Source organism: Pseudomonas fluorescens (assembly GCF_001307155.1).
Lineage (GTDB): Bacteria > Pseudomonadota > Gammaproteobacteria > Pseudomonadales > Pseudomonadaceae > Aquipseudomonas > Aquipseudomonas helvetica.
Map to the genome: position 1 here is coordinate 1,068,957 of NZ_CP012830.1, position 12,956 is coordinate 1,081,912.

The window sequence follows — 12,956 nt, forward strand, 5'->3', positions numbered from 1 at the left end:
GTCCTGTTCAGTGGTCGAGGGCAGAGAGAATGGCTGGGGTTTTCGGCGCCTGGACTTTGCCGTCTAGCGGCACGTCGTTACCGGCGCCGAGCCCGCCACCAAGGGCAGTGACCAGTTCGGCATGGGCGCTCAAACGCGCGGCCTGAACCTGTTGTTGCACTTGCTGCTGCTTGAACAGCAGGCTTTGGGCATTCAGCACGTTGAGGTAATCAGTGAGCCCGCGCTGATAGGCGATCATCGCGATGTCGTAGGTTTTCTGCGCCGCCGCCACCGACTCCTCGGCGAAGGCTTGCTGTTTGTCCATGGACTCGCGGCGGATCAACTGATCGGAGATGCTTTTGAGCGCATCGACCAGGGTCTGGTTGTACTTGGCCACGGCGATGTCATAGCCGGCCGAAGCTTCGCCCAACTCCGAGCGCAAGCGCCCACCGTCGAAGATCGGCAGGGAGATCGCCGGCCCGACGTTGTAGTTGAGCTTCTTGCCGGTCAGAAACTCCAGCGCCCCGCCACCGGTGGCCATGTAACCAAGGCTGCCGACCAGATCGACGTTGGGGTAGAAGCCAGCGTGCGCCACCTCGATCCCGCGCGCCTGGGCCGCGACTTGCCAGCGACTGGCAACCACGTCCGGGCGTTGGCCGAGCAATTGCGCAGGCAATGCCGAGGGTAGTTTCAGTGCGGTACCAAGGGACAGCGTCGGACGCTGCAACTGTGCGCCCTCCCCTGGACCTTTGCCTGCCAATGCCGCAAGTTGATTGCGGCTCAGGGCGATTTCTTCGTCCAGTGCATCCAGTTGTCGATGGGTTTCCGGCAACGGGGTTTGTGCCTGGCTGACTTCGAAATGGGTACCGATGCCGCCATCCAGGCGCTTTTGTGCAAGCTCCAGAATCTGCTGTTGCTGCTTGAGGGTCGCGGCCACGATGTCCCGCTGCGCGTAATGCAGCGACAGCTGGATGTAGGCGCGGACCACGTTGTTCTGCAATTCGAGCTGAGCCATGCGCGCTTCGGCGGCGCTCATGTGGGCCATGTCGACGGCGCGTTCGGTGGCATTGCTTTCGCGGCCCCAAAGGTCGAGGGCGTAGCTGAAACCGAGAGCGGCGTTGTTGTCCCAAGTGGTGGTGTTGGCCAGCTCGCCCGGACCGTAAAACTGATCGGTGGGCCAGTTATGGCGCTTGAGGGTGGATTGGCCATTGACCTGCAACGACTCGGCCGATTCGGCAACACCGGCCATGGACTTGGCCTGACGCACACGAGCAGCGGCCATGGCCATGCTCGGACTGCCTTGCACGGCGAGGTCGATCCAGTGATTGAGTTGCGGGTCGCCATAGGCCTGCCACCACTGCGCGGTGGGCCAGTGAGCATCCTTGGCGGCGCTTTGAATGGCCTCGTCGGTGGCCAATGTATTGGCGTCGAATGCCTTGCCCTGTGGCGCAATACCTCCGGTTCCGATGCAGCCGCTGATTGCTAACGATAAAACCCAAACACTGAGAGTCTTCAGCTCTCTGCTGATGCGACGCGGCACTGCTGCAAATTCCTGAGGTGGGGAGGACGTCCCGTAAGAGATGGGCGCAATTCTAGGGGTGGGCTTGAGCAGCGATAAGCCGGGAATCCTGTGAATCTTTGTTACCGTTCACGAGATAATCCCTTGGTCGGGGTCACAGCACTCCGTAACTTCGTGTCACAATTTGTCATCGCACCCGAGAGCACCCCATGGACACTTTGCAAAACATGCGCGCCTTCAGCTGTGTCGCCGAAGCCGGCAGCTTCACTGCCGCTGCCGTGCAGCTCGATACCACGACAGCGAACGTCTCGCGCGCGGTCTCCAACCTGGAAGCCCACCTGCAAACCCGTTTACTCAACCGCACCACCCGCCGCATCGCCCTGACCGAGGCCGGTAAACGTTATTTGCTGCGCTGCGGGCAGATCCTCGCCTATGTCGAGGAGGCCGAAGCCGAGGCCAGCGACGCCCATGCACGCCCGGCCGGGCAGCTCAAGGTGCACACCATGACCGGGATCGGTCAGCACTTCGTGATCGATGCAATCGCCCGCTATCGCAAGTCCCACCCGGACGTGACCTTCGACCTGACCATGGCCAACCGCGTACCGGATTTGCTGGACGAGGGCTACGACGTATCGATCGTGCTGGCCAGCGAACTGCCGGACTCGGGTTTCGTTTCGCAACGGCTGGGCATCACCTACAGCATCGTTTGCGCGTCGCCTGCTTATGTAAAAGCCAACGGCTGCGCGCAGAAGCCCAGCGACCTGCTGAATCACGCCTGCCTGCGCCTGGTCAGCCCGGTGATTCCGCTGGAGAAATGGCTGTTCGACGGCCCGGAAGGCCAGGAAATGGTCACCATCAACAGCTCACCGTTTCTGGTGAACTCCGCCGACGCGATGAAAACCGCAATCATCAGCGGCATGGGCGTTGGTGTGCTGCCGGTCTACGCCGCCATCGAAGGCTTGCGCAACGGTAGTCTGGTGCGGGTCATGCCCAACTACCGCTCGCAAGAGCTGAACCTGTACGCCATCTACCCGTCGCGCCAGTACCTGGATGCGAAGATCAAGACCTGGGTCGAGTACCTGCGGGGCTCGCTGCCGGAGATCCTCGCGGCGCATCAGGCGGAATTGGCGGCGTATGAGTTGAGCGGGAGTCTGGGCGGGGCACGGTTGGCCAATTGATCCTAAGGATTGACCCGATCCAGTGTGGCGAGGGAGCTTGCTCCCGCTCGAGTGCGCAGCGCTCGCAATCGCGTCAATAAGCTAATTCAGGTAAGTCGAGATTGAAAGGCTGACGACTGCTGCGCAGCCGAGCGGGAGCAAGCTCCCTCGCCACAGGGTTTGTGTTCGCCCACAGCCTGCGGCTCTCGCATGGCGGCGTATGAGTTGAGCGGGGTCTGGGTGGGGCTCGGGTGGCGAATTGATCCTAAGGATTGACCCGATCCAGTGTGGCGAGGGAGCTTGCTCCCGCTCGAGTGCGCAGTGCTCGCAATCGCGTCAATAAGCTAATTCAGGTAAGTCAAGATTGAGAGGCTGACGACTGCTGCGCAGCCGAGCGGGAGCAAGCTCCCTCGCCACAGGGTTTGTGTTCGCCCACAGCCTGCGGCTCTCGCATGGTGGCGTATGAGTTGAGCAGGAGTCTGGGCGGGGCACGGTTGGCCAATTGATCCTAAGGATTGACCCGATCCAGTGTGGCGAGGGAGCTTGCTCCCGCTCGAGTGCGCAGCGCTCGCAATCGCGTCAATGAGCTAATTCAGGTAAGTCGAGATTGAAAGGCTGACGGCTGCTGCGCAGCCGAGCGGGAGCAAGCTCCCTCGCCACAGGGTTTGTGTTCGCCCACAGCCTACGGCTCTCGCAAAAACCCGTCAGAGAATGTTAGCGTGCTTGGCATTCTCCTCCGCCTGTCGAGCCTTCCTGCGATGAAAAAGACTGTACTTGCCTTTAGCCGTGTATCGCCCGAAATGGTCGAGTCCTTGCGACACGACTTCGAGGTGATCGTGCCCACCCCCAAGCTGGGTGACATCAATGCCCAGTTCAATGAAGCCCTGCCCCACGCACACGGCTTGATCGGCGTCGGTCGCAAGCTTGGTCGGGCCCAATTGGAGAACGCCAGCAAACTCGAAGTGGTGTCCAGTGTCTCGGTCGGCTACGACAACTACGACCTGGCCTACTTCAACGAACGCGGGATCATGCTCACCAACACCCCGGACGTGCTGACCGAAAGCACCGCCGACCTGGCCTTTGCCTTGCTGATGAGCAGCGCCCGACGTGTCGCCGAGCTGGACGCCTGGACCAAGGCCGGGCAATGGCAGGCCACGGTCGGCGCGCCGCTGTTTGGTTGCGATGTACATGGCAAGACCCTGGGCATCGTCGGCATGGGCAACATTGGCGCGGCCATCGCCAGACGCGGTCGTCTGGGCTTCAACATGCCGATTCTGTACAGCGGCAACAGCCGCAAGCCCCAGCTTGAACAGGAACTCGGCGCACAGTTTCGCAGCCTTGATCAGTTACTGGCCGAAGCCGATTTCGTCTGCCTGGTGGTGCCGCTCAGCGACAAGACCCGGCACCTGATCAGCCATCGCGAACTGGCACTGATGAAGCCGAGCGCGATTCTGGTGAATATTTCCCGTGGCCCCGTGGTCGATGAACCAGCGCTGATCGAGGCCTTGCAGAACAACCGGATCCGCGGGGCGGGTCTGGATGTCTACGAGAAGGAACCCCTGGCCGAGTCGCCGCTGTTCCAGCTGAAGAACGCCGTGACCTTGCCGCACATCGGTTCGGCCACCCACGAAACCCGCGAAGCCATGGCCCACCGCGCCTTGGCCAACTTGCGCAGCGCGCTGTTGGGCAAGCGGCCGCAGGATCTGGTGAATCCGCAGGTGTGGAAGGGTTGATAGAAACAGGGCGCGTTCCAGCTGAACGCGCCCTGCCCCCCCCGTTATGACAACGCATCATGTCATTCGATGACATCGAAGTACTTGAAATTGGACGGTGTCGTTTCATTCACGAAGTACAGTGCAAATGCCGTTTGGCCAATCAATCGATTGATCGTGTCTTCAGGCACCAGCGCCACGATTTTCTTCTCTTCGCTCAGCGTAAATCGGTCTTCATAATCGACAATTCCAGGGGTGGCGCTCCCCAGATAAAACAGGACTGTGTCACCGGGCATGAATTCGTCATAAACAAGATCGACCCAAAGCCCATCCTTCGAAACACGCGCATGACTCAACTTGCCATCAGCATCCAGCAACTGGATAAATGGCGCCGACGGCAAAGCCGCGTTCAAATAATGCTGATCATTTAAAGACTTACGAATATTCGCGATGATTGCAAGTTGATCTTTATTCATGGGAGCTCCACCTGAGAAATTGTCTAGACGCCTTCCTGAACCCGGACCACGCTAAACAGAACGCACTCAGGCGTCTACTGTCACATCTGACAGTAGACAAACCTGAAATAAAAGTTACCACCCGACCGCTCTAAGTACGCCAGGACACAACTTGCAATTCAGTCCTCTGCCCGCCATTTATTTCGCGTTATAAACTCCTGCCCCAACTGCCTGCACATTGCAGGACCCGGAGATGGAGAGTACGCACCATGATAAATTTCACCACTGCCTGCCTGATCAGGCGCAGTAAGTTGGCCCTGGTTTTAATGGCGGGAGGGTTTGGCCTGCTTGTTGTAATCAGCAATGTAACTGACTACACCTCCAACTACGAATTCGTTGGACATATTCTCAGCATGGATACGACCCGGCCCAACGACGCCCTACGCTATCGCGCCATCACCTCCCCCATGCTGCACCATAGAATCTACTGGATGATGATCACCCTGGAGACAACCTACACCGCCTGTTGTTTATTGGGGGCCTATCAGCTTTACACAAAACTCAATGCGCCACGTAAAGAGTTCCACGAGGCAAAGAAATACGGAATTGTCGGCTTGATGATCGGCATTTTCTTGTATTACTTCTGCATACAGGTTATCGCCAATGAATGGTTCGACATGGACACTTCCGCAGAATGGAATGCCATGGCATGGACCCGAAGCATTATCGGTTACATGATGACCGCACTTATTTATCTGTCACTGAAAACCGACAATTAACCAACGCCGTACGGATCCCCCCGATAAGGCAAAGTGTAACTTGATCGATCACGCCAACTTGCCACTGCCCACCGTCACTCGCGTCTTGGGTTTGCGAAACACCAACACGTTACCCAACATAACCAGTACCAACCCGGCCAAAGCCGGCGTGGTCCATTGATAGCCTTCGGCGAAGGCCGACACGTTCAAAGCCACTACCGGGAACAGCACCGTGCAATACGCCGCACGTTCAGGGCCCATGCGTCCGACCAGGGTCAGGTACGCGGTGAAACCAATCACCGAGCCCGGAATCACCAGGTACAACAACGAGCCGATGTAACGAGTATTCCATTCAATGTCGAAGGGAATACCTTTGACCAGGCAGTACATCGACAGCATCGCGGCGCCATAGGCCATGCCCCAGGCGTTGGTGGTCAGTGGCTTGAGGCCGGCTTTCTGTTGCAGGCTCGAGAGCATGTTGCCGGCCGAGAAACACAGTGTGCCCAGCAGCGCCAGAGCCAGGCCAAGCAAGGTTTGCGGGCTGGCGGTATGGCCGACCAGTTCCGGCCAGAACAACAAGCCCAGCCCAATCAACCCCAGCGCGCCGCCCATCAACACATTGCGGGCCACTTTCTGACCGAAGAACACCCGCGCATTCAGCGCATTCCACAGCGTGGCAGTGGAGAACACCACGGCGACCAGACCGCTGGGAATCCACTGGCTGGCGGTGAGGAAGCACATGAAATTGATGCAGAACAGGCACAGCCCCTGGGCCAGGCAGATCAAGTGTCCACGCCGGTTCATCACTTGCAGGCGTCGGCTGAGCAGTAACATCACGAACAGCACCAGCGATGCCAGGCCGAAGCGATAAACGATCGACACCGGAATCGCCACCCCCCCCAGTTGCAGTTTCAGGGCGATCCAGGTGGTGCCCCAGATCAGCACCGTGAGCAGGTATAGCGAGAGGTTCATGTCGGCAACTCCTGAAGATGGCCTTCAGTCTGTTCTCGAGGCAGGCCGTGCGCTTGCATAAACTTGCGCTTTTGTCAGGCGACGGGCTGGCAGCGTCGAGGCGACGGAGTAGGATGCAAGGCGTTGGAGAGAGCCGATCATGCCCGCACTGGAAACCCTGCAAGTCTTTCAAGCCCTCAACCGCTCGCCGAATGCTCGCCTTGAGCACAGCGCCGAGCTCGGTGACGGCATGGCTGCAGCCCTGTGGAGCAATCATCACGACGCCCAGGACTATGAAGCGCCCGGTCATCACACCCTCTCCTGCTACATCGCCGGTGGCACCGGGACCTTTCGCCGCGAGCAGCCCGGCACCAAGGGCGGCCCGGACAAACTCTGCATCTTGCCCGCCGAACACCAGTCGGCCTGGGTGATCAACGGTGGAATCCGCCTGGCTCACCTGTACTTCAGCCCCGAGCAATTTGCCCTCGGCTGCGTCACCCTGCTCGACCGTGAACCGCGTGAACTGCAATTGCAGGAAAGCACCTTTCTCGAAGACCCGGTGCAAGCCCGGCGTTTCCGTCAGTTGATTGAATTGAACTGGGACGAGCCCGGCGAACGCCTGCTGACAAGCAGCCTCGCACACGAAATGCTCAGCCACACGTTGCTCAGCCAAGTCGGCCTGCGACAGGGTTTGCGCCTAAAGGGTGGGCTGGCGGCGCACCAGCGTCGACAGCTGATCGAGTACATCGACCAGCAATTGGCCGAGCCGATCAGCCTTGGTCAGTTGGCCGGTTTGTGCGCGTTGTCGGAGTACCACTTCGCGCGGATGTTTCGCGAAAGCTTCGGCCTGCCGCCGCATCAATACCTGTTGGCCCGCCGCCTGGCTCACGCCCGGCATTTGCTGCGCAACAGCTCACAGCCGCTTGGGGAGATTGCCCTCGCCTGCGGCTTTGCCAGCGCCAGTCATTTCACCAATCGCTTTCGCCAGGCCATGAAGGGCACGCCCGGCGAATACCGCCAGGCGTTTTTGCGTTAACACGGCCCCGATGCAATGCTCCTACGGAGCCAGGGTGGTGACCGAAAAGGTGTTGGCGTGAAACAGCGGATCCGGCTTGGGCTCAGCCTTGCTCGGCACAGGCTGGGTGAAGTCCATCGCTGGCAGGTAAACCTTTTTACTGAGTGGATCGAAGGCCATGTTGTAGGCCATCGGCAAGGTGCTGACGCTGGCCTGCGCCTGGTAATGATCGGCATCGAGTTGCTTGACGATGCTCAGGTTGGCATCGACTCCGCTGGGGATCAGCAACTGCCGGTTGTCCGCGTCATAGGCCAGCGCGTTGACGTCACGGGTGATCGGCAGACGGGCCTTCAGCGCACCGCTCTGAAGATCGGCGACGACCAGTTGCGGCTTTTCGCCCCGGCAGGCAATGAACAAACGTCCGCGCTCGGCATCCTGCGCCAGCGCACTGGGTCGCGCGCAGCCTTCGAATTGCCAGGTGTCGAGGACTTCAAAACTGCTCGCCGAGAAACGAGCGACCTTGCCCTCATCACGCATCGGCAGGAAGAAACTGCCGTCGCCCTTGACCAGCAACGGGTCGATTTTCTTCACGTCCAGTTCATGCGCGGCGCTGATGCGCTCTTGCTTCGGATCGAACACGAACAAGGTCGAACGATCGGCGCGCCGACCGCTGACGATGATCACCTGACCCGTGCGCGGTTCATACACCGCGCTGTTGAGGTTGCTCTGGGCCACCGGGATGCGCTTGAGCAGTTTGAGTGTGGACAACTCGACCACGCCCAGGCTGCCGTCGGTGTTGAGCACAAACACCCGGTTCAATGTCGGCACGAACACCACGCCGTTGGCGCCCGCTGAGCCGTCGATGGTTTTCAGCAGACGTTGCTGCTCGACATCGAACACGCTCAGGCCGTTTTCCCGGCGGGCCAGAAACAGATAAGGCCGGGTCGGGTCGAGGGCGACAAAACCCCAGCTGTCTCCCGAGCCGGGCAAGCTCACCTGCTGCTCGCGATGGTAAACCCGGGCATCCGGTGCCGGCGTGGCAGACGCCGCACCGCTAAATGCCAGCGCCAAAACAGCAATCTTCAAAGCTTTCATCAGAACTCCAACGTGCTGGACAGCGAGATCTGGCGCGAATCGCCCATCGACACAAAGAACCGGTTGACGGCCGAGGTGTAGTAGGTGCGGTCGAAGAGGTTTTTCACGTTGAGCTGGAACTTGACCTTCTGCCCGTCGAGTTTGGTGTCGTAGGTGGCGAACGCATCGGCCACGGTATAGCTCGGCAGGTCGAAGTCGTTCACCGCGTTACCGGCCCGCTCGCCGACATACCGGGCGCCTGCGCCGACCCGCAACTGGTCGCCACCGACGATGGTGCCGAAGTCATAGACTGCCGACAGCGAGCCGGTGTTTTTCGCCACGTTTTGCAGTCGTTTGCCTTTGTAGGTCGGGTCTTCGGTGACCTCCGCGTCGGTGTAGGCGTAGCTGCCGATCATGCTCCAGCGGTCGCTCAACTGACCGGTCAGGTCCACTTCCAGGCCACGGGAACGCACTTCACCGGCCGCACTGTAGGTGGTGACCAACGGGTTCTCGGAGTTAGACACCAGCACGTTGCGTTTCTTGATGTCGAACAGCGCAATATTGCCGGTCACGCGACCCGGCATGTCGAGCTTGGCCCCCAGTTCCCAGGACTTGGCTTCTTCCGGTGCAATGCTGCCATCGAGCACGATCGAGCTGCCGCTCAACGGCGCAATGGTCGAGTTCGGTTTGAAGGATTCGGTGTAGCTGCCGTAGAACGACAACTCGTCGGTATAGCGATACACCAGGCCGGCACGCGGCACCCATTTCTGACCGTTGCTGTCGGTGTTGGCCTTGAACGGACGGCCCTTGCCGGCGTACTGGTCGTACTCCTGGAAGCGTCCGCCAGCCACCAGAATCCACTGGTCGTTCAGGTGGATCGAGTCCTGCAGGAACACCGAATCGCTGCGCAGCAGATCGGTCTGATTGCTGTCCGCTGCGCTGACCGTGGTGCCTGCCACTTCACGACCGTAGACCGGGTCCAGATAGCTGAAGGACGGGAACAGGCTCTTCTGCCGGATCAGGTCGGCGCGGTAGATCTTGCGGTATTCGTCATCCACACCGAACACCAGATCGTGTTGCATGCCGGCCACATCGACCTTGCCTTCAAGGCTGGCGGTGGTGAAGCGATCGGTGGTCAGGGCGCCTTGGGTGCCGTCCATACTGCGGGTCAGCGTGCCTTTTTTCGGGTCGATGGCGGTGATGCGAACCTGGCTGGCGTCGTAGGTTTCGCGGTTCCAGCTGTAGCCGAAGTGGGCTTTCCAGTTGTCATTGAGCTCGTGGTCGGCTTCGAAATGGTACAGGTCCGAACGGCCTTCCATATTGTTGAACGGCTCGTCGAGACGCCGGCCACGCGGGATGTCCAACGGATGATTGGTGCGCGGGTCAATGGCCGTGCCACGGTCGAACGGTGCAAGAAACTCGCGGTGCTCGTAGGCAAACAACAGCTTGGTGCTCTCGCCGAACCAGGCCAGGGACGGCGCGATCAACGTCTCGCGATGCGTGCCGAAATTGCGCCAGTAGTCTTCATCTTCGTGGTCCAGCACCATTCGGTAGGCCAGACCGGAGTCGCCCAGTGGCCCGGTGCTGTCGAGGCTGCCACCGCTGCCGTTCTTGCCGTTGCCATAGCTCGAGCCGCGCAGGGTCAAGGCGTTGTATTGCGTCAGTTCGGGCTTCTTGCTGACCATGTTCACCACGCCACCGGGGTCCTGGATGCCGTAGAGCAACGAGGCCGGTCCCTTCAAGACTTCAACCCGATCCACCGAGGCGTTCAGGCCACGGCCCTGCACCAGCGGCATGCCATCGCGCATGATCGAGCCGTTGCGGTTGTCACCGAACCCGCGAGTCATCACCGAATCCTGAGTACTCCCCAGCGTGTTGCCTTGGGTAATGCCGCTGACATTGGCCAGCGCATCGTCCAGATTGCGCGGCACTTGGTCACGCAGCACCTGGGCCGGGACCACGTTGATGGTCTGGGGGATTTCCTGGAGCGAGGCCGATGAACGTGCCACTGAGGTGGTGGACGGCGGCTGATAGCTCATCGGTTGCTCAACCGCCGAGGTGATGGTGGTTGCACCGAGATTCAGCGCGCCTTCGGTGGGCTGTGGTTCAAGGGCCAGCGTGTGGGCGTCGGTCTGACGAAAGGTGAAACCGGATTTGCTCAGCAAGCGTTGCATGGCTTGCTCGGCGCTCATCTCGCCCTTGATGGCCGGTGCACTGAGACCGTAGGGCGCTTCATCGGTGTAAACCACGCTGATGCCGGTGACCCGGCTGAAGTCGCTCAACGCCTGGGGCAAGGGTTTGCTGGCAATGTTGAAGCTGAACAGCGCGCGGTGTTGCTCACTGGACTGCGCAGCGCACGCCACGCTCAACGGCAACAAGGCCAACACCGAAACGGCTAGCGCAGAAGCACCAAACCACTGTTTAACCGAACCGCCTGCCGCCGATTTTGCCCTGGACTTCATTGCTCGTGACCTGTGTGTAGAAATGCTGCGGATGCGAATGAATCGCACTTTCACCACTACACGAATGTCACTCGGGTTTACCTCACATGAAAATTGAAAATAGTTTCAAAGCCCCTTACACAACCAGACATGCCGCGCTATTTCACCTTCACGATGCGCCCTGCACTCTTCGCAGAACCAACGGGTTTGCCTTGTTGATCCATGCGGTGCAAGTAATTGATCAGGCTATCCAGGTCCGTCACTTCCAAATCGCTACGGTTGATGCCCTGTTTGAAAAGACTGAAGCGATCGCCACCGTCGGCCAGAAAGCCGTTCACCACCAGTCGATAGTTGCGCTCAGGCTGCACTGGCTTACCGTTGAGACGAACACTGCCTGGAATCACCCGACTGTCCAGCGGGCGCGTGGAATCCCAGCGATAGCTGAAGCCCCTGGAAACCTGCAGCGCATCAAAACTGCCTCCGGCCTTCCATTGCTGATTGAGCAATTGTTCGAGTTGCCGACCGTTCAGGTCGAAGGCGATCAGGGTGTTGTTAAACGGCTGCACCGTCGCCACCTGCCCATAATTCAGGCGTTTGAGACCAGGCTCCAGGGCCAGGTCGCCACGAATGCCACCGTTGTTCATGAAAGCGATTTGCGCACCATGTGTGGCGCCTGCCGCCAATTGAGCATCGGCGATCAAGTCTCCCAACGGCGTCTCCCCCGCCGCATTGGCACGTCGAGTGATCGGTGAAGCCGCGATAGCGCCGACCGGTTTGAGCAGCACGTTATTGCTGCGTACTTCAACTTCCCGCTGCAAGGCAAGCATCTGTGGATCGGCTGGATACTGCGTCGGATCGGCCAACAGATTAGTTGCGTGAATACCCGTGACCCGATGCTGACCAGGAGTCACATCGAGCGTCAGGCGGGTCATCAGATGCCCATACGAACTGCCCTGAGTCACCAGCAGAGGACCGACCTTGCACAGATAACCTTGATGGGAATGCCCGGAGATCAACACATCGACCGCCGGATCGAGTCGCTTGGCCACATCAACGATATCGCCTCTCAGTTGGCTGCAGTCCTGTTTGTCGTAGGGTTCGGGGGTTGAGCCGCCCTGGTGCACCACCGCGACAATCGCATTGACGCCCTGGCGGTTGAGTTCCGGGATCAGCCGATTGATCGACTCGGCTTCGTCCTCGGTACGCAAACCCTGCAGGCCCTTGGCGCTGACCACGGAGGCAACATCGCGCAGCACCGCGCCGACAAAGGCGATTTTCTGGCCTTTGACCTCTTCGATACGGTACGGCGGCAACAGGGTTTTGCCGGTATCGGTGTCGATCAGGTTCGCCGCCAGGTACGGGAAACCGCTGCCGGGATAGCGGGCGCGAAACTGACAGGCCTTGGTCGGACGAGTCGATTTGCAGCCACCATTGAGCTGGCGCAGGAACTCTGCCTTGCCGTTGTCCAGCTCATGATTGCCGATGGCGCTGAGTTTCATGTCCATGGACCGCAGCGCTTCGAGCGTCGGTTCGTCGGCCCACATCGCCGACAGCGGTGGACTGCCACCCACCAGGTCACCGGCACCGATGAACAACAGCTGTGGATCGTCCTTGCGCAGTTGCGTCAGCATCCCGCCGAGGGTCGCAATGCCCCCGGCCTTGAGCATGCGCACACCGTCAGCGGCCGCGCTGTCACGAACCGAATACGGGTTGGCCTGCAAGTAACCGTGCAGGTCGTTGAGCGCCACGATGTTCACGGCAACCGGTTGGGCTGGTGGCTGAACATGGGCGCAACCGCCCAGCGCGGCGATAGCCAGGGCGACGGCACTGAGCAGCCTTGGCAGGGAATGATGTGTCATGGGGTCATCCTTGTTCGCTAATCGAAATCCGCAGGA

The 12,956-nt window shown here is 59.9% G+C and carries 10 protein-coding genes; 4 read left to right on the forward strand and 6 right to left on the reverse strand.

What is annotated here, in order from left to right; all coding sequences use genetic code 11:
• Window positions 1-7: 7 nt before the first annotated feature.
• Complete coding sequence (locus AO353_RS04840; protein ID WP_054593933.1) at window positions 8-1,519, reverse strand: efflux transporter outer membrane subunit; 1,512 nt, start codon at window positions 1,517-1,519, stop codon at window positions 8-10.
• Between the two features lie 188 nt (window positions 1,520-1,707).
• On the opposite strand from AO353_RS04840, the gene AO353_RS04845 reads away from it, so the two are divergent.
• Window positions 1,708-2,676: a LysR family transcriptional regulator gene (locus AO353_RS04845; protein ID WP_054593934.1), complete on the forward strand. Its 969-nt coding sequence runs from the start codon at window positions 1,708-1,710 to the stop codon at window positions 2,674-2,676.
• A gap of 737 nt (window positions 2,677-3,413) precedes the next feature.
• Window positions 3,414-4,388: a 2-hydroxyacid dehydrogenase gene (locus AO353_RS04850; RefSeq protein ID WP_054593935.1), complete on the forward strand. Its 975-nt coding sequence runs from the start codon at window positions 3,414-3,416 to the stop codon at window positions 4,386-4,388.
• A gap of 62 nt (window positions 4,389-4,450) precedes the next feature.
• Here AO353_RS04850 and AO353_RS04855 read toward each other — a convergent pair whose 3' ends face one another.
• The gene (locus tag AO353_RS04855) at window positions 4,451-4,843 is read right to left on the reverse strand and encodes a hypothetical protein (protein WP_054593936.1); all 393 of its coding nucleotides are present in this window, start codon (window positions 4,841-4,843) and stop codon (window positions 4,451-4,453) included.
• 248 nt (window positions 4,844-5,091) lie between these two features.
• Here AO353_RS04855 and AO353_RS04860 point away from each other — a divergent pair, with 248 nt between their 5' ends.
• A complete protein-coding gene (locus tag AO353_RS04860; protein ID WP_054593937.1) occupies window positions 5,092-5,601 on the forward strand; it encodes a DUF2165 family protein in 510 nt (169 codons plus the stop codon).
• A gap of 48 nt (window positions 5,602-5,649) precedes the next feature.
• On the opposite strand, the gene AO353_RS04865 is transcribed toward AO353_RS04860, so the two are convergent.
• Complete coding sequence (locus tag AO353_RS04865; RefSeq protein WP_054593938.1) at window positions 5,650-6,552, reverse strand: DMT family transporter; 903 nt, start codon at window positions 6,550-6,552, stop codon at window positions 5,650-5,652.
• Between the two features lie 139 nt (window positions 6,553-6,691).
• On the opposite strand from AO353_RS04865, the gene AO353_RS04870 reads away from it, so the two are divergent.
• On the forward strand, window positions 6,692-7,567 hold the full coding sequence (locus tag AO353_RS04870) for a helix-turn-helix domain-containing protein (RefSeq protein ID WP_054593939.1): 876 nt from the start codon (window positions 6,692-6,694) through the stop codon (window positions 7,565-7,567).
• Between the two features lie 21 nt (window positions 7,568-7,588).
• On the opposite strand, the gene AO353_RS04875 is transcribed toward AO353_RS04870, so the two are convergent.
• The 3 genes from AO353_RS04875 to AO353_RS04885 form a co-directional block, all read right to left on the reverse strand.
• Complete coding sequence (locus AO353_RS04875; protein WP_054593940.1) at window positions 7,589-8,641, reverse strand: hypothetical protein; 1,053 nt, start codon at window positions 8,639-8,641, stop codon at window positions 7,589-7,591.
• On the reverse strand, window positions 8,641-11,082 hold the full coding sequence (locus AO353_RS04880) for a TonB-dependent siderophore receptor (RefSeq protein ID WP_054593941.1): 2,442 nt from the start codon (window positions 11,080-11,082) through the stop codon (window positions 8,641-8,643). Before AO353_RS04880 ends, AO353_RS04875 begins: the two co-directional genes overlap by 1 nt.
• Window positions 11,083-11,219: 137 nt before the next feature.
• Window positions 11,220-12,920, reverse strand: a complete 1,701-nt coding sequence (locus tag AO353_RS04885) for a bifunctional metallophosphatase/5'-nucleotidase (RefSeq protein WP_054593942.1) — start codon at window positions 12,918-12,920, stop codon at window positions 11,220-11,222.
• Between the last annotated feature and the right edge of the window lie 36 nt (window positions 12,921-12,956).